Genomic DNA, 17,078 nt, shown 5'->3' on the forward strand with positions numbered 1-17,078 from the left:
CTGTCCGGTTCATCGAGCCTGACTATTGTCAGACTTTCTCAAGCGACGGTCCGGGTGTCAGCGCGCAGAATACACTGAAAAAGCACGAACGTTCAATTTATTATCGAACGGGGTTTCCCCTGGGCCTCGGTGGTCAGTGGACAGTCGCGGCTGTCTTCGAGCGCGGACGGCAGCACGTGGTCGCGGAACAGGTCGCGCAACTTGAGCTTCTGCAGCTTGCCGGTCGCCGTGTGCGGCAGTTCGTCGACGAACACGACGTCGTCGGGAATCCACCACTTCGCCACTTTGCCGTCGTAGAACGCCAGCAGTTCGTCGCGCGTGACGTCGTGCCCCGCGCGTTTGACGACGACGAGCAGCGGCCGCTCGGTCCACTTCGGATGCGCGCATGCGATGCACGCGGCTTCCGCGACCGCCGGGTGCGCGATTGCGACGTTTTCGAGTTCGATCGAACTGATCCATTCGCCGCCCGACTTGATCACGTCCTTCGAGCGGTCGGTGATGTGCAGGAAGCTGTCGGGGTCGATCGTGGCGACGTCGCCGGTCGGAAACCAGCCGTCGATGAGCGGCGAATCTTCCTTGCGGAAATACCGGTCGATGACCCACGGCCCGCGCACGTGCAGATCGCCGAACGCAACGCCGTCCCACGGCAGCTCGCGGCCATCCTCGCCGACGATCTTCATGTCCACGCCATAGATCACATGGCCCTGCTTTTCGAGCAGCTTGCGCTGCTCGGCGAGCGGCCGCTGGCTCTGCTCCCAGTTCAGCTTCGACAAGGTACCGAGCGGCGACATCTCCGTCATGCCCCATGCATGGATCACCTGCACGCCGTAGTCGTCCTCGAGCACCCGCAGCATCGCGGGCGGACAGGCGGAGCCGCCGATCACGGTGCGCTCGAGCGACGAAAACTTCGCTCCGGTTTCGCGCAGGTAGTTCAGCAGACCGAGCCACACGGTCGGCACGCCGGCCGAGCACGTGACGCGTTCGCTCTCCATCAGTTCGTACAGCGACTTGCCGTCGAGATCCTTGCCGGGGAACACGAGCTTCGCGCCGGTCAGCGGCCCCGCATGCGCGAGGCCCCACGCGTTGACGTGGAACATCGGCACGATCGGCAGCACCGAGTCGCGCGCCGACAGGCTCATCGAGTCGGGCAACGCCGCGCCGAACGCATGCAGCACCGTCGAGCGATGCGTGTACAGCGCGCCTTTCGGATTGCCAGTCGTGCCCGACGTATAGCAGAGGTACGACGCCTGCTGCTCGTCGAGCGCGGGCCAGTCGAACACTCCGTCCTGCCCGTCCATCAGCGTTTCGTAGCACAGCACCGACGTTTGCATCGGCGGCCGATGCGCTTCATCGCACAGTGCGATCCAGCCGCGCACGCGCGGGCACTGCGGCGCGAGCGTGTCGACCAGCGCCGCGAACGTCGTGTCGAACAGCACGTACGCATCGTCGGCGTGATTGATGATGTAGGCGATCTGATCGGGGAAAAGGCGCGGATTGATGGTGTGACACACGGCGCCGAAGCCGGTGGTGCCGTAATACGCTTCGAGATGCCGGTAGCCGTTCCACGCGAGCGTCGCGACCCGGTCGCCCGGTTCGACGCCGAGCGCGATGAGCGCCTGCGCGAGTTGCTTCGCGCGCTTCTCGCAATCGCGGTAGGTGTAGCGATGCAGGTCGCCTTCGATGCGCCGCGACACGATCTCGGTGCTGCCGAAATGGCGCGCGGCATGCGCGAGCAACGATGATACGGTGAGCGGCACGTCCATCATCTGGCCCAGCAGCGGCGTCGTCATAAGGCGGGGTCTCCTCGGCTCGTTAGTGTGTCGATGGGGTTGCGGTCGGGTTCGTTGAATATATGGTCGTGAAACGGATAGCGCGCCGAACAGCGCGAGGTGCACGATCGTGGCGGCGTCGTACGCAGCATGGTCCGAACGATGTAGCCGGCCGCCCAGCACCGCCGCGGGCGCGGACTTACAATATCGGCTAATCCAGAGGCGCTCAACATGTCGTTTTCCCCAAGCATTGCAGGGTTATCCGCAGCATTGACGGATCTTTCCAACACACTCGCCACTCCCCCAGCCAACGCGTTCGCGCGGCTCGGCGGCACCTTCTTCACGCGGCTGCCAGCCGCGCCGCTCGACGCACCCTACCTCGTCGGCTTCTCGGCCGACACCGCCGCGCGGCTCGGGATGCCCGAGGGCATCGAACGCGAGCCGGGCTTTCTCGAGCTGTTCTGCGGCAATGCGACGCGCGACTGGCCGGCCGACGCACTGCCTTATGCGTCGGTGTACTCGGGCCATCAATTCGGCGTGTGGGCCGGCCAGCTCGGCGACGGCCGCGCGCTCACGCTGGGCGAGCTGGAACACGACGGCGAGCGCAACGAGCTGCAGCTCAAAGGCGCGGGCCGCACGCCTTATTCGCGCATGGGCGACGGCCGCGCGGTGCTGCGCTCGTCGATCCGCGAATATCTGTGCTCCGAGGCGATGCATCATCTCGGCATTCCGACCACGCGCGCGTTGTGCGTGATCGGCTCCGACCAGCCGGTGCGGCGCGAGACGATCGAAACCGCCGCGGTGGTCACGCGCGTCGCGCCGAGCTTCGTGCGCTTCGGACACTTCGAGCACTTCTATGCGAACGATCGCGTCGACGCGTTGCGCGCGCTGGCCGATCATGTGATCGAACGCTTCTATCCGCATTGCAGGGAGGCCGACGATCCGTATCTGGCGCTGCTCGCCGAAGCGGTACGCTCTACCGCCGATCTGATGGTCGACTGGCAGGCGGTCGGTTTCTGTCACGGCGTGATGAATACCGACAACATGTCGATCCTGGGCCTGACGATCGACTACGGACCGTTCGGCTTCATGGATGGCTTCGATGCCGGCCACATCTGCAATCACTCCGATACGCAGGGGCGTTATGCCTACCGGCTGCAGCCGCAAATCGCGTACTGGAACCTCTTTTGCCTCGCGCAGGGATTGCTGCCGTTGTTCGGCGAAAAGCATGACGAAAGCGTGCGCGCCGACAAGGCGGTCGAAGAAGCGCAGCATGTGCTCGCCGGCTTCAAGGAGCGCTTCGCGCCGGCGCTCGAAAACCGCATGCGCGCGAAGCTCGGCCTCGAACAGGCGCGCGACGGCGACGACGCGCTCGTGAACCGGCTGTTCGAAGCGATGCACACGAACCGCGCCGATTTCACGCTGACGTTCCGCAATCTCGCGCGCCTGTCGAAACACGATGCGAGCGGCGATGCGCCGGTACGCGATCTGTTCCTCGATCGCGCCGCCTTCGACGCATGGGCGAACGACTACCGCGCGCGGCTCGCCGTTGAGTCACGCGACGACGCTGCGCGCGCCATTGCAATGAACCGTGTGAACCCCAAATTCGTACTTCGCAACCATCTGGCGGAAACGGCGATCCAGCGTGCGAGGGAGAAGGATTTCTCCGAGGTGGAACGGCTCGCGGCCGTGCTGCGTCGCCCGTTCGACGAGCAGCCCGAATACGCGACGTATGCGGGTCTGCCGCCCGACTGGGCGAGCTCGCTCGAAGTGAGCTGTTCGTCATGACGCACCGGCGCAGTTCAATCGCCGCGGCCATCCCGCCAGAAAACACCGGTACAAACCCGAGACAGGAACCCGACCATGAGCAACCCCGACGATCTCAAGCATGACGCCCCAGCCGTCCAGAAAAGCGACGCCGAGTGGCGCAAGGAGCTGTCCGACATCGAATACCAGGTGACCCGCCACGCGGCCACCGAGCGCCCGTTCACGGGCCGCTACAACGATCACTGGGAACGCGGCGTCTACGACTGCGTGTGCTGCGGCACGCCGCTGTTCGAATCGGACACCAAGTTCGACGCCGGCTGCGGCTGGCCGAGCTATTTCCGGCCGATCAACGGCGAGGTGATCGCCGAGAAGACCGACCGCTCGCACGGCATGCTGCGCATCGAGGTGCAGTGCAAGAACTGCGGCGCGCATCTGGGCCACGTGTTCGAGGACGGACCGGCGCCGACCGGTCTGCGCTACTGCATCAATTCGGCTGCGTTACAATTCGAGCCCAAGTAACGCGGCGCGGCAGCAGCCTTGCCCGCTTCGGGCGCCGCGGCGCAAAACCGCGCGCGGCGCCCTTTCAATGCGGTACTCCCGCTCGTCGGCGGGCGCCGCGCACCTTGCGCGCCAAGCGGGCGCGCATCAATGTTCGACTCACCGTTCGACTCACTCTCCCACTTCCCGACCAGATAATGAAATTCCTGTTCGATCTGTTCCCGATCATCCTGTTCTTCGTCGCCTTCAAGATCTGGGGCATTTTCACGGCGACGGCAGTGGCGATCGTCGCCACGCTGGTGCAGATCGCGTGGGTGGCGTTCCGCCACCGCAAGGTCGACCCGATGCTGTGGGTGAGCCTCGGCGTCGTCGTGGTATTCGGTGGTGCGACGCTCGTGCTGCACAACGACACCTTCATCAAATGGAAGCCGACCGTGCTGTACTGGGCGTTTTCCGTCGCTTTGATCGTGTCGCAGCTCGGCTTCAACGAGAATCTGATCGAAGCGATGATGGGCAAGCAGATCACGCTGCCGCACGCGATCTGGGGCAAGCTGAACCTGATCTGGGCGGTCTTTTTCGTGCTGCTCGGTCTTCTGAACCTGTTCGTCGCGTATCACTACACGACAGATCAGTGGGTCAATTTCAAGCTGTTCGGCGCGACCGGCTGCCTGCTCGTGTTCATCGTCGGACAGAGCCTGTGGCTGTCGAAGTACATGAAGGAGGAATGACATGAGCGACCTGTTCATGCACGCGACCACCGCCGAGCGCGCCGCGCTGATCGAGGCGCGCCTCGCGGCCGCGCTCGCACCCGTCGAGTCGATCAGCATCACCGACGACAGCGCGCAGCACGCGGGCCATGCAGGTGCCGCGGCTGGCGGTCATTTCAGCGTCACGATCGTGGCCGTCGCATTTGCCGGCAAGCCCCGCGTGGCAAGGCATCGCATGGTGTATGATGCGCTGGCCGATGCCATGCAGCGCGGCATTCATGCCCTTGCCATCACGGCGTACACGCCCGAAGAATTTGCTTTGTTGCCCCGCTAGGAACCTTTCGATGACCTTGAAGAAAACCCGCCTCTGGGTATTGCTGGCTGCGTTCGCGGCCGCACCTGCATTCGCACAGAACATCGCCGTCGTGAACGGTACGCCGATTCCGAAGTCGCGCGCCGATGCGTTGATCCAGCAACTGGTTCACCAGGGCCAGCAGGACACGCCGCAGCTGCAGCAGGCCGTGCGCGAAGAGCTCGTGAATCGCGAAATTCTGATGCAGGAAGCCCTGCGTCGCGGGCTGCCGAACCGTCCGGACATCAAGGCGCAAATCGCGGTCGCACAGCAAACCGTCGTGCTGCGCGCGCTGATCGAAGATTTCGTGAAGAACAACCAGCCGACCGACGCCGAAGTCACCGCGCGCTACAACGCGCTCGTCAAGGAAGCGGGCGGCAAGGAATATCACCTGCACCATATCCTCGTCGACAACGAGCAGCAGGCGAAGGACCTGATCGCCAAGATCAAGGCCGGCGCAAGCTTCGAAGATCTCGCCAAGCAATACTCGAAGGACCCGGGATCGGGCAAGAACGGCGGCGACCTCGACTGGTCGGACCCGAAGGCCTACGTGCCTGAATTCGCGGACGCGGCCACCCATCTGCAGAAAGGCCAGATGACCGACACGCCGGTGCATACGCAATTCGGCTGGCACATCATCCGTGTGGATGACATCCGCGCCGTCACGCCGCCGCCGCTCGAGCAGGTGCGTGCGCAGATCGTGCAGCAGATCCAGCAGGAAAAGCTGCAGGCATTCGAAGAGAATCTGCGCAAGAGCGCGAAGATTCAGTGAGTGTCAGCGGGCGGATCGTCTTTGGACAGTCCGCCGTCTCCTGGCTCTGAAGAAGCTGGAACGCAAAAAAGCCGCCCGTGGGCGGCTTTTTTGTTGCTGTGAGACTTGCGGGGCGTCAACGTGCTGCCGCCGCAAACAGAGGCCGCCGCACGCAGGCGGCAGCCCCCTCGACTCATCAACCGAGCCAGCGACGTGCGTTCTGGAACACACGCAGCCACGGGCTCGCGTCCGTGCCGATCTCGCCCCAGCCCTGCGGATGCCAGCTCATCTGCACAGCGCGATGCACGCGCTCCGTGTGCGGCATCAGCACCGTGAAGCGGCCGTCTGCAGTCGTGACCGACGTGATGCCCTCGGGCGAACCGTTCGGGTTGAACGGATACTGCTCGGTGGCCTGACCACGGTGATCGACGTAGCGCATCGAAACCGCGACCTTCGACTTGTCGCCCTGCTGCGAGAAGTCCGCAAAACCTTCGCCGTGCGCGACGGCGACCGGAATGCGCGAGCCTTCCATGCCCGCAAAAAACAGCGATGGCGATGCCTGCACTTCGACGAGCGAGAAGCGCGCCTCGAATTTCTCCGACTTGTTGCGCGTGAACTTCGGCCATGCTTCGGCGCCGGGGATCATCGACGCGAGGCTGCTCATCATCTGGCAGCCGTTGCAGATGCCGAGCGCGAACGTGTCTTCACGGCCGAAGAACGCGGCGAACATGTCGGCCAGTTGCGCGTTGAAGCGGATCGTCTTCGCCCAGCCTTCGCCGGCACCCAGCGTGTCGCCGTACGAGAACCCGCCGCAGGCGACCGCGCCCGCGAAATCGGCGAGGTTCGCGCGGCCCGCGAGCAGGTCGCTCATGTGCACGTCGTGAGCATCGAAGCCGGCGCGATCGAAGGCATAGGCCGTCTCCAGATGCGAGTTCACGCCCTGCTCGCGCAGGATCGCGACGCGCGGACGCGCGCCCTTGCCGACGAACGGCGCGGCCACGTCTTCCGCCGGATCGAAGCTCAGCACCGGCGTGATGCCCGGGTCGGCCGCATCGAGCAGCGAATCGTATTCAGCGTCGGCGCAAGCGGGGTTGTCGCGCAGACGGGCGATGCGCCAGCTCACTTCGCTCCACGTGCGATGCAGTTCGGTGCGCGGCGCTTCGTAGACCTTCTTCGCGTCGCGATAGATCTCGATCACGTCGCGCTCGTTGGTCTTGCCGATCACGTGCGAGCACGCCGACAGACCATGTTCGCGCAATGCGGCGAGCACCGCGTCGCGATCGGCCGTGCGCACCTGCACGACGGCGCCGAGCTCTTCGTTGAAGAGCGCGCGCAGCGTGCGGTCTTCGCGGCGGCCGCTGGTCTGCTTTGCCCAGTCCTTCGCGTCGCCGTAATCGGATTCGTGATTCGCGTCGAGCACCAGCATGTCGACGTTCAGCGACACACCCGCGTGACCCGCGAACGCCATTTCGCAGACCGTCGCCCACAGGCCGCCGTCCGAGCGGTCGTGGTACGCGAGCAGCTTGCCGTCGCTATTGAGCGCCTGGATCGCGTTGAAGAAGCGCTTCAGATCTTCCGGATCGTCGACGTCCGGCACCGTATCGCCGACCTGCTGCGTGACCTGCGCGAGGATGCTGCCGCCCAGGCGCTGCTTGCCGCGGCCGAGGTCGATCGCGATCAGCACCGTCTCGCCGACTTCGCTCACGCGCTGCAATTGCGGCGTCAGATGCTTGCGGACGTCTTCGACCGGAGCGAAAGCCGAGATGATCAGCGACACGGGCGCGACCACTTCCTTCGCTACGCCGCTGTCTTCCCAGCGCGTGCGCATCGACAGCGAATCCTTGCCGACCGGAATGCCGATACCGAGCGCCGGGCACAGTTCCATACCGATCGCCCTGACCGTGTCGTAGAGCGCCGCGTCTTCGCCCGGTGCGCCGCACGCGGCCATCCAGTTGGCCGACAGCTTCAGCTTGTCGAGCGACGCGATCGGCGCCGCCGCGATGTTGGTGATCGCCTCACCGACCGCCATGCGGCCCGAGGCCGGCGCGTTGATGACGGCGAGCGGCGTGCGCTCGGCCATCGTCATCGCTTCGCCGCTGAAGCCCGCGTAGTCCATCGTCGTGATCGCGACGTCGGCCACCGGCACCTGCCACGGGCCGACCATCTGGTCGCGTGCGGTCGTGCCGCCGACCGAACGGTCGCCGATCGTGATCAGGAACGACTTGCTCGCAACCGTCGGGTGACGCAGCACGCTCTGCGCGACCTCTTGCAGCGCGAGGCCGGTCACGTCGACCGGTTCGAGCTTGCGCTCGACGCGCTTCACGTCGCGGTGCATACGCGGCGGCTTGCCGAGCAGCACTTCCATCGGCATGTCGACCGGCTGGTGCGCGGCTTCGTTCTGCTCGGCATCGATCAGTTTCAGCTGACGCTCGGCGGTGGCCGTGCCGATCACCGCGAAGGGGCAGCGCTCGCGCTTGCACATCGCCTCGAACACCGGCAGATCGGCAGGCGAAATGGCCAGCACATAGCGCTCCTGCGCTTCGTTCGACCAGATTTCGCGCGGCGACAGGCCGCTTTCTTCGAGCTGGATCTTGCGCAGTTCGAACCGTGCGCCCTTGCCCGCACCGTCGACCACTTCGGGGAATGCGTTCGACAGACCGCCCGCGCCGACATCGTGAATGCTGAGGATCGGGTTCTTCTCGCCGAGCTGCCAGCACGCGTTGATCACTTCCTGCGCGCGCCGCTCGATTTCCGGGTTGCCGCGCTGCACCGAGTCGAAGTCGAGTTCAGCGGTGTTGGTGCCAGTCGCCATCGAGCTCGCGGCGCCGCCGCCCATGCCGATGCGCATGCCCGGACCGCCGATCTGGATCAGCAGCGAGCCTTCCGGCAGATCGTGCTTGTGCGTGTGCTGGTCGGAGATATTGCCGATGCCGCCCGCGATCATGATCGGCTTGTGATAGCCGCGCACCAGACCCGCGACGTTCTGCTCGTAGGTGCGGAAGTAGCCGCCGAGGTTCGGCCGGCCGAATTCGTTGTTGAACGCGGCGCCGCCGAGCGGGCCGTCGATCATGATCTGCAGCGGCGACGCGATACGGTCCGGGCGGCCGTACGCTTCGTGCTGGTCGGCGGGATTGCGCTGCGCGAGCGGCTGCGCCGAGTCGCGCGCGTTTTCCCACGCCTCGACGCCGTCCGGCAATTCGAGGTTCGATACCGTGAAGCCCGTGAGGCCCGCCTTCGGACGCGCGCCGCGGCCGGTCGCGCCTTCGTCGCGGATTTCGCCGCCCGCGCCGGTCGCGGCGCCCGGGAACGGCGAGATCGCGGTTGGGTGGTTGTGCGTTTCGACCTTCATCAGCGTGTGCGTGAGCTCGACGCTGCGGCCATAGTGCTCGGGCAATTCGCTCGCGCCGAGCGTGGCCGGCGTGCGCGGGAACCAGCGCTCGGCCATGCCGCCGACCATGATCGCCGAGTTATCCGAATACGCGACGATGGTGCCCTGCGGGTTGAGTTTCTCGGTGTTGCGGATCATGTTGAACAGCGACATGTCCTGCTTCTCGCCGTCGATCGTCCAGTCCGCGTTGAAGATCTTGTGGCGGCAGTGCTCGCTGTTGGCCTGCGCGAACATCATCAGTTCGACGTCGGTCGGATTGCGCTCGAGTTTCGTGAATGCGTCGACCAGGTAGTCGATTTCGTCGTCGGCGAGTGCGAGGCCCAGTTCCACATTGGCGGTTTCTAGCGCGGCGCGGCCGCTCGCGAGCACGTCGACCGTTTGCAGCGGCCTGGCCGGCAGCTCGTCGAACAGATGCAGCGCATGGTCGCGCGACGGCGCGACGCTCTCCGTCATGCGGTCGTGCAGCGCGGCGGCGACGGCCGCGCGCGCTTCGTCGGACAGCGTCTTCTTGCCGCCGAGCAGGCCGCTTTTCAGCGTCACCGAATATTCGACGCCGCGCTCGATGCGGCGCACGTGCGTGAGACCGCAATGATGCGCGATGTCGGTTGCCTTGCTGGCCCACGGCGACACGGTGCCGAAGCGCGGCACCACGAGGAAGGTTTCGACCGCGCCACGCTCCTTGCCTGCTTCGAACGGATCGCCGTAGTGCATCAGCGCCTCGATCTTTGCGCTGTCTTCAGCGGACAGTTCGGTCTGGGCATTGACGAAGTGCAGATACTGCCCGCGCACGCCGGTGATATTCGGGTCGATGCGCGTGAGCGTTTCGAGCAGGCGGGTTTGACGGAAATCGGAAAGGGCCGAAGCGCCGGGGAAACACGAGAAGTGGGCCATGGGACTTGACGTTGCGTCGCTCATTGATGCCGGGGAGCCGCGCATGCAGGCGACGTGAGGCGGAAAGGAAGTCCGAGATTATACCCCGGGAACGGGCTTCCAGCGGGCTCCGGGGTGTCGCGCCGGCGGCCTGCGTCTGCGCGCGCGAGGCGTCGCTGGAGTGCCCGTCGCGTCGCCGCGCGGGTGCTTTGACTGCTATCATTCGCGTTTCACCAGATCGGCGCACGCGGCACGGGCTTCACCCTGCGGCGCGCCGCATGTCACAGCCAGCGGGAACGCGCGAGCCGCCCGTCGGCACATCGAATCAGAACATGGATGTCATCGTCATTGGCGGCGGGGTAGCGGGCGTCGCCACCGCTTATCAGCTGCGCGCGGCCGGCCATCGGGTATGCGTCGTCGAGCGTCACGCGACTGTCGCGCAAGGCGCCACCTACGGACAAGGCGGCAGCGTGCTGCCGACGCCGCTCGACGTCTGGTTCGGCCCGACCTTCATGGCGAGCCGCTACAACGCGAAAAATGGCGTGATCAGCAAGACCGGCTTCAACGGCGCCGCGCGGCAGTTCATCAAGCAGCTCGGAGCATGGCAGGAACCCGCGGCGTTCGCGCGCCAGTACGCGCTGTTGCGGCCGCTGATCGAATCGTCGCGCGAGGCGATGGCCGACGTGGAAGCCCGCTTCGGCCTCGAATTCGAACAGGCGAGCGGTCTCTTGTACCTCGTGCGCAGCGCGCACGAATGGGAATTGAGCGCCGCTGCGCTCGATCTGTTGGGCCAGTTCGAAGTGCCGCATCACGTGATGAGCCCGGCCGAATGCGCGGCGTTCGAGCATGCGGTGCCCACAGATCCTGAATTCGCCGGCGGCGTGCTGTTCGAGCATGAGCGCACCGCGAACTGTCCGCTTTTCACCAAGCTCGTCAAACAGGTGCTCGACGCCCAGGGCGGCGTGCAGTTCATGCCGAACTGCGAGGTGACCGGCATCCGGCTCGAAAATCAGCGTGCGGCGGTCGAACTCGCGCCGCGCGACGGCGCGCCCCGCTCGCGCGAAATCGACGTGGTCCAGGCCGACGCGATCGTGGTCGCGGCCGGTTATGGCAGCCTGGCGCTGCTCGAACGCGCGGGACTCAAGCTGCCGCTGCACCCGCTGCGGCTGCATTCGCTGGTCGCGCCGATCGCGCACGAGGAATGCGCGCCGCATGTCGCGATCGTCGATGCGGTCAAGCGCATCGGCATCAGCCGCATGAACCATCGGCTGCGGATCGCGGGCGGTGCGGTGCTGCAAAGCGCGAGCCAGATCGACAAGCCGCTCGGCGAAGCGCCGACCAAGGAGGCGCTCGCGATGCTCGGTCAGGCGACGCACGACTGGATTCCGGGCGCCGCGCGCATTTCGGCGGCGCTGCCGTGGGAAGGCGTGAAACTGCTGTCGCCGGACGGCTTGCCGGTGATCGGCAACGCGCTGCATCCGCGCCTGTTCGTCAACGTCGGGCATGGCCCGGCCGGCTGGGGCCTCGCCTGCGGCGCGGGCAAGCTCGTTGCAGAGCTGATGTCGGGGCAGACACTGACGTTGCCGCCAGACACGCTCGCGGCGTTGCGGCCGGAGCGGTTCCAGTAAGGTTTCGCGCTCTTCCGCGCGGGGATGGCGGGCTGACAGCCCGCTGTCGACACGGCGCGCTCATCGCGCCACTCCCACCGCCAACACCGAAACAGCCGCACGCCGCGCGCCTATCGGCACTACCATAGCGATTCCCAAGTCTGCCCGCCGTGCCGCGGGCGCACCGCCAGGTTTCGCCATGACAGACGCCGAAAACTCGCTGCTCACCCTTTTCGATCCGCTCACCGCCCCACTCAGCGACCCGCAGCCGCTTGCGCTGCCGCTGCTGACGCTGACCGACCTGCGCATCGCCGAATCCCAGGCCGCCGCGTCCCTGCCCGGGCACACGCTGATGGCGCGCGCCGGTCACGCGGCCGCGCGCTGGCTGCTCGAACGGATCGCCGCGGATACCTCGGTGACGAAAGCGCAGCAGCGCGCGTGGCTGGTCGCCGGCCCCGGCAACAATGGCGGCGACGCGCTGGTCGTCGCAACGGAGCTGCACAAGGCCGGCATCGCCGTCGAAGTCTGCATGCCGGTCGAAGTGAAGCCGGCCGACGCGCGCTGGGCGCTCGACGCCGCACGCGCCGCCGGCGTGCCGATCGACACTGCGCCGCCCGCCTCGCTCGACGGCTATGGCTGGCTCGTCGACGGCATGTTCGGCATCGGTCTCGCGCGGCCGCTCGACGGCGTATTCGCGACGCTCGCGCGGCAATTGTCGCAACGCACGAAGACGCGCCCGACCCAAGGCGCCGTACTCGCGCTCGATGTGCCCAGCGGGCTCGACAGCGACACCGGCGCGGTGATCGGCGGCAATGGCGCGGCGGTGGTCCATGCGACCCACACGATCACGTTCATCGGCGCGAAACCGGGGCTTTTCACCGCGCAGGGCCGCGACCTGACCGGGCGGGTGACCGTCGCACCGATCGGGCTCACCGCAGGAATCAACGGCGGCGGCGGTGGCCAGGACGCTGCCCCAGGCGCCCCGCGCGCCGCGATCCAGCTCAGCGCCCCCGACCTCTTCGGCCCGTTCATGCCCCCGCGCACCTTCGCGACCAACAAGGGCACCTTCGGCAGCCTCGCGGTCGTCGGCGGCGACACGGGCATGTGCGGCGCGCCGATCCTCGCGGCGCGCGCGGCGCTCTACAGCGGCGCGGGCAAGGTTCATGTCGCGCTGCTCGGCGAAGGCGCCCCGCCCTACGATCCGCCGCACCCGGAACTGATGCTGCATCCGATCGACACGCTGCCGCTCGATTCGATGGATGCGCTCGCGATCGGCTGCGGCATGGGGCATGGCGAACGCGCGACGCGCGTACTGCACGACGTGCTGCCGCTCGACGTGCCCAAGCTGTTCGATGCCGACGCGCTGAACCTGATCGCCAATGATCCCGCGCTCGCCGCCGAAGTCACCGCGCGCGGCGTGCAGGGCGATCCGTGCATCCTGACGCCGCATCCGCTCGAAGCCGCGCGCCTGCTCGGCAGCGATGCGGCGAGCGTGCAGCGCGACCGTCTGGCGGCCGCCCGTGCGCTCGCGGCGCGTTTTGCGAGCGTCGTCGTGCTGAAAGGCGTCGGCACGATCATTGCCGCGCCCGACGGCCGCCTCGCGCTGAATCCAACCGGCAACGCCGCGCTCGCGACGGGCGGCACCGGCGACGTGCTCGGCGGCATCATCGGCGCGCTGCTCGCGCAGCACCTGCCACGCTTCGAGGCGGCGCTCGCGGGCGTCTATCTGCACGGCCTCGCCGCCGATACGCTGACCGCGCAGGGCCAAGGTCCCGCGGGTTTGACGGCCGGCGAGCTGGCGCCGATGGTGCGCACCCTACTGAACCGGCTGTTCTATTCGGCGACGCCTGCCTGACGGACGGGTCGTGCGCGGCTCGGTCGCCTCGCTCTTTCACACCGGTGAAACATCGCGATCCCAATCATTGCGACCGCGCGCAACGCACTGCTGCCCGCCACGCATCCCCGCTATACTGATTGCCTGCGCCGCGCGTCGGATCGATGTCGCGGGTCGCGGCGATACTCCAGCGGGCGCGTGCGCCGCCTCGCGTTTTCGCGAAGTTCACCGGCTTCGCGAAGTATCGTCGGCACCCGCTCGCGAACCGGTCCGCGTGGCATCGCTCTGACTGAATCGCCGCATCATTCTCGGCCGTGCTTCATGCGCGCGCCTTCCTTCGTGCCCCTTGGTTAGACGGACGCTATGACCCAGAACTCGCTCCCCTCCTGGTCCTCGCTGCAGACGCATTACGACAAGATTCGCGATGCGCATCTGCGCGACTGGTTCGCCCCCGAGAACGATCCCGCTCCCACGCGCGCCGAACGCTTCACGTTCGCGGGCGGCGGTCTCGCAGCCGATTTCTCGAAGCACCGCATCACCGACGAAACCCTGCAATTGCTCGTGCAACTCGCGCGCGAAGCCGGCGTCGAAAAGCGCCGCGACGCGATGTTCGCGGGCGAAGTCGTCAACCCGACCGAAGGCCGCGCCGCGCTTCACACGGCATTGCGCGCAACCGACCCGAAGGCGCCTTTCTTCGCCGACGTGCAGGCCGAGCGCAAGAAAATGGCCGCGTTCGCCGAGCAGGTTCGCAGCGGCGCGTGGACCGGCTACACCGGCAAGCGGATTCGTCATGTCGTGAACATCGGCATCGGCGGCTCGGATCTCGGGCCGAAGATGGTCGTGCACGCGCTGCATCATCTGGCGACGCCCGAGATCTCGACGCACTTCGTGTCGAACGTCGACGGCGCCGATCTGTACAACGTGATGCAGCAGATCGATCCCGAGGAGACGCTCGCGATCATCGTGTCGAAGACCTTCACGACGCTGGAGACGATGACCAATGCGCGTTCGCTGCGCGACTTCTTCATCCAGAAAGGCTGCCCGGAAAGCGCGCTTGCGAAGCACTTCGTCGGCGTGTCGGCGAATACGGCCGAAGTCGTCAAGTTCGGCATCGCGAAAGAAAACGTGTTCTCGATGTGGGACTGGGTCGGCGGACGCTACTCGCTGTGGTCGGCCGTCGGTCTGTCGATCATGATCGCGATCGGCCCGCAGCAGTTCGACGAGCTGCTCGCCGGCGCCAACGAGATGGACCAGCACTTCCGTACCGCGCCGCTCGAAAAGAACCTGCCGGTGCTGCTCGGCATGATCGGCATCTGGTATCGCAACTTCTTCGGCTCGCAGAGCTATCTGGTCGCGCCGTATTCACAGGCGCTGCATTTTCTGCCGTCGTATCTGCAGCAGCTCGAAATGGAGAGCAACGGCAAGTCCGCGCGTCTCGACGGCGCATTCGTCGACTATGCGACCTCCGCGGTGACGTGGGGCGAGCCGGGCACGAACGGTCAGCACGCGTTTTTCCAGATGCTGCACCAGGGCCCGACGATCGTGCCGATCGATTTCATCGCAGTGCTGACGCCCGAGCATCCGCTCGCGAGCCATCATCCGAAGCTGCTCGCGAACTGCTTCGCGCAAAGCGAAGCGCTGATGCTGGGTCGTACGCTCGAGGAAGCAAAGAAGGTGGCCGGCCCCGACAAGCCGGAACTCGCGCCGCACCTGACCTTCCCCGGCAACCGCCCGACCGCGACGCTGCTGCTCGACGCGTTGACCGCGCGCACGCTCGGCGCGCTGATCGCGCTTTATGAACACAAGGTGCTGGTGCAGGCGTCGGTGTGGAACATCAATCCGTTCGACCAGTGGGGCGTCGAGCTCGGCAAGATCCTCGGCAAGGTGGTCGAGGCCGATCTGGGTGCGGCGAGTGCCGACGTGAAGAAGCATGATTCGTCGACCTCGGCGTTGATCGCGCGGGCGCGGGCTGCGTTGAAGCGCTGAGTGGAAGTTTGATGTGCGCGTTAGCGGCGTTAGCGCGCGATAGACAAAACAAAAGCGGGCTGCGGCCCGCTTTTGTTTTTGCTTCGACGACTACATGGTTGCGGCGATGCGCGAGCGCGAGCCCGCGATCCGGCGCAGATCATTACGCGAGCCGCCCCGCTTCTATCGTCACCGTCGTATCGCAACGCCGCGCGAGTTCGATGTCATGCGTGACGAGCACGAGCGTCGCGCCGTGCGCGCGATTCATCTCGAACATCAGATCGATGACCGCGTGGCCGGTGGCCGCGTCGAGACTGCCGGTGGGTTCGTCGGCGAACAGGATCTTCGGGCGGGTGACGAACGCGCGAGCGAGCGCAACGCGCTGCTGCTCGCCGCCCGACAGCAACTTCGGATAGTGACCGGTGCGTTGCCCGAGCCCTACCTGTTCGAGCAGTTCGCGCGCACGCGCGGCGGCCTCGCGTGTGCCGATGCCGCCTTGCAGTTCGAGCGGTAGCGTGACGTTTTCGAGCGCGGTCAGATGCGGCATCAATTGAAACGACTGGAACACGAAGCCAACCGCGCCGCTGCGCAACGCGGCGCGCCCGTCTTCGTCGAGATCGCCGAGTTCGCGGCCGAGCAGCCGAACCGAGCCTGCGCTCGCGCTGTCCAATCCCGCGAGCAAGCCGAGCAGCGTAGACTTGCCCGACCCGGATGCACCGACGATCGCCACGCTGCTGCCGGCATCGATGGCAAGATCGATGTCATCGAGAATCGTCAGTTCACCCGTTGCATCCTTAACCCTCTTGCACAAACCCCGCACTTCAATGACTGGATCAGTTCTGTTTGGCATGGTGAAGCGTAGATTGAAAGTGCGCGCCATCGCCCCTCGTGCCGCGGCGCTGACCGCGGCATTCGGCGCGACCATGATGGCCGCCGCGCTGGTTTGGTTACCGTTGCAGGCTCATGCGGCGAATGCGCCCGAACCCGCGAAGCCTGTGATCGTCGTGCTCGGCGACAGCATCTCCGCCGAGTACGGGCTGCCCCGCGATACGGGCTGGGTCGCGTTGATGCGTCAGCGTCTGGCCGAAGAGCGCATCGATTATAGCGTCGCCAATGCGAGCATCAGCGGCGACACGACGAGCGGCGGGCGCGCGCGTCTGCCCGCGCTGATGGAACGGCTCAAGCCGAGCATCGTGATCGTCGAACTCGGCGCCAACGACGCGTTGCGCGGCGTGCCGCTTTCGACGACCGAGGCCAACCTGCGCACGATCATCGAACAGGCGCAGCACGGCCATGCGAAGGTCGTGCTCGTCGGCATGTACGTGCCGCCCAATTACGGCCCCGACTATACGCAAAAGTTCCACGGCCTCTACGGCCAGTTGTCGAAGGAATTCCATCTGCCGCTCGTGCCTTTTTTGCTCGCCGGCATCGCGGATAAACCGGATATGTTCCAGGCCGATCAGATCCACCCGACGCAGCAGGCACAGCCGCTGCTACTCAACAACGTGTGGCCCGCTGTCAAGCCACTCCTTCGCACAAGTTCGCCGCACTGAAACACCTGCTAACGACT

General features: G+C 66.1%; 12 protein-coding genes. 9 read left to right on the plus strand and 3 right to left on the minus strand.

The genetic code is table 11. From position 1 onward, the window contains the following. Positions 1 to 92 precede the first annotated feature (92 nt). Positions 93 to 1,790, minus strand: a complete 1,698-nt coding sequence (locus QFZ94_RS21325) for a 3-(methylthio)propionyl-CoA ligase (RefSeq protein ID WP_429459330.1) — start codon at positions 1,788 to 1,790, stop codon at positions 93 to 95. Positions 1,791 to 2,000: 210 nt separating this feature from the next. Between QFZ94_RS21325 and QFZ94_RS21330 the strand changes: the two genes are divergently transcribed. The 5 genes from QFZ94_RS21330 to QFZ94_RS21350 all read left to right on the plus strand — a co-directional run bounded on the left by QFZ94_RS21330 (position 2,001) and on the right by QFZ94_RS21350 (position 5,865). Further along, positions 2,001 to 3,557 carry a protein adenylyltransferase SelO gene (locus QFZ94_RS21330; protein ID WP_410849134.1) on the plus strand — a complete coding sequence of 519 codons (1,557 nt, stop codon included), beginning with the start codon at positions 2,001 to 2,003 and terminating at the stop codon, positions 3,555 to 3,557. A 75-nt stretch (positions 3,558 to 3,632) separates the two neighbouring features. Further along, positions 3,633 to 4,055 (plus strand): peptide-methionine (R)-S-oxide reductase MsrB, encoded by a 423-nt coding sequence (gene msrB / locus QFZ94_RS21335; RefSeq protein ID WP_013089415.1) that lies wholly within the window; start codon positions 3,633 to 3,635, stop codon positions 4,053 to 4,055. A 176-nt stretch (positions 4,056 to 4,231) separates the two neighbouring features. Next, positions 4,232 to 4,762, plus strand: coding sequence for a septation protein A (locus QFZ94_RS21340; RefSeq protein ID WP_429459332.1), 531 nt, complete (start codon positions 4,232 to 4,234; stop codon positions 4,760 to 4,762). Between the two features lies 1 nt (position 4,763). Beyond that, positions 4,764 to 5,075, plus strand: coding sequence for a BolA family protein (locus QFZ94_RS21345; protein WP_368585927.1), 312 nt, complete (start codon positions 4,764 to 4,766; stop codon positions 5,073 to 5,075). Positions 5,076 to 5,085: 10 nt separating this feature from the next. Further along, entirely contained in the window at positions 5,086 to 5,865 is a 780-nt protein-coding gene (locus tag QFZ94_RS21350) for a peptidylprolyl isomerase (RefSeq protein WP_368585928.1), read from the plus strand. Between the two features lie 175 nt (positions 5,866 to 6,040). On the opposite strand, the gene purL is transcribed toward QFZ94_RS21350, so the two are convergent. Beyond that, positions 6,041 to 10,123, minus strand: coding sequence for a phosphoribosylformylglycinamidine synthase (gene purL, locus QFZ94_RS21355; protein ID WP_429459335.1), 4,083 nt, complete (start codon positions 10,121 to 10,123; stop codon positions 6,041 to 6,043). Between the two features lie 311 nt (positions 10,124 to 10,434). Between purL and QFZ94_RS21360 the strand changes: the two genes are divergently transcribed. The 3 genes from QFZ94_RS21360 to pgi all read left to right on the plus strand — a co-directional run bounded on the left by QFZ94_RS21360 (position 10,435) and on the right by pgi (position 15,529). Further along, the gene (locus QFZ94_RS21360; RefSeq protein ID WP_429461875.1) at positions 10,435 to 11,730 is read left to right on the plus strand and encodes an FAD-dependent oxidoreductase; all 1,296 of its coding nucleotides are present in this window, start codon (positions 10,435 to 10,437) and stop codon (positions 11,728 to 11,730) included. A 178-nt stretch (positions 11,731 to 11,908) separates the two neighbouring features. Next, complete coding sequence (locus QFZ94_RS21365) at positions 11,909 to 13,564, plus strand: NAD(P)H-hydrate dehydratase (RefSeq protein WP_429459337.1); 1,656 nt, start codon at positions 11,909 to 11,911, stop codon at positions 13,562 to 13,564. 342 nt (positions 13,565 to 13,906) lie between these two features. Continuing rightward, positions 13,907 to 15,529, plus strand: coding sequence for a glucose-6-phosphate isomerase (pgi, locus tag QFZ94_RS21370; protein WP_429459339.1), 1,623 nt, complete (start codon positions 13,907 to 13,909; stop codon positions 15,527 to 15,529). Between the two features lie 142 nt (positions 15,530 to 15,671). Here pgi and QFZ94_RS21375 read toward each other — a convergent pair whose 3' ends face one another. Then, a complete protein-coding gene (locus tag QFZ94_RS21375; protein ID WP_410849140.1) occupies positions 15,672 to 16,358 on the minus strand; it encodes an ABC transporter ATP-binding protein in 687 nt (228 codons plus the stop codon). Here QFZ94_RS21375 and QFZ94_RS21380 point away from each other — a divergent pair. Continuing rightward, a complete protein-coding gene (locus tag QFZ94_RS21380; protein WP_410849141.1) occupies positions 16,357 to 17,061 on the plus strand; it encodes an arylesterase in 705 nt (234 codons plus the stop codon). The two genes, QFZ94_RS21375 and QFZ94_RS21380, sit on opposite strands and share 2 nt — an antisense overlap. Positions 17,062 to 17,078: the final 17 nt, after the last annotated feature.

This window comes from Paraburkholderia sp. JPY465 (genome assembly GCF_050436725.1).
In the GTDB taxonomy this organism is placed as follows: Bacteria; Pseudomonadota; Gammaproteobacteria; order Burkholderiales; family Burkholderiaceae; genus Paraburkholderia; species Paraburkholderia youngii.

Excerpts from the sequence above, each read along its gene's own strand:
- purL (WP_429459335.1), bottom strand. The coding sequence starts at position 10,123 with ATGGCCCACTTCTCGTGTTTCCCCGGCGCTTCGGCCCTTTCCGATTTC.
- QFZ94_RS21360 (WP_429461875.1), top strand. The coding sequence starts at position 10,435 with ATGGATGTCATCGTCATTGGCGGCGGGGTAGCGGGCGTCGCCACCGCT.
- QFZ94_RS21380 (WP_410849141.1), top strand. The coding sequence starts at position 16,357 with ATGGTGAAGCGTAGATTGAAAGTGCGCGCCATCGCCCCTCGTGCCGCG.
- QFZ94_RS21365 (WP_429459337.1), top strand. The coding sequence starts at position 11,909 with ATGACAGACGCCGAAAACTCGCTGCTCACCCTTTTCGATCCGCTCACC.
- QFZ94_RS21350 (WP_368585928.1), top strand. The coding sequence starts at position 5,086 with ATGACCTTGAAGAAAACCCGCCTCTGGGTATTGCTGGCTGCGTTCGCG.
- pgi (WP_429459339.1), top strand. The coding sequence starts at position 13,907 with ATGACCCAGAACTCGCTCCCCTCCTGGTCCTCGCTGCAGACGCATTAC.
- QFZ94_RS21330 (WP_410849134.1), top strand. The coding sequence starts at position 2,001 with ATGTCGTTTTCCCCAAGCATTGCAGGGTTATCCGCAGCATTGACGGAT.
- QFZ94_RS21375 (WP_410849140.1), bottom strand. The coding sequence starts at position 16,358 with ATGCCAAACAGAACTGATCCAGTCATTGAAGTGCGGGGTTTGTGCAAG.
- QFZ94_RS21345 (WP_368585927.1), top strand. The coding sequence starts at position 4,764 with ATGAGCGACCTGTTCATGCACGCGACCACCGCCGAGCGCGCCGCGCTG.
- QFZ94_RS21340 (WP_429459332.1), top strand. The coding sequence starts at position 4,232 with ATGAAATTCCTGTTCGATCTGTTCCCGATCATCCTGTTCTTCGTCGCC.
- msrB (WP_013089415.1), top strand. The coding sequence starts at position 3,633 with ATGAGCAACCCCGACGATCTCAAGCATGACGCCCCAGCCGTCCAGAAA.
- QFZ94_RS21325 (WP_429459330.1), bottom strand. The coding sequence starts at position 1,790 with ATGACGACGCCGCTGCTGGGCCAGATGATGGACGTGCCGCTCACCGTA.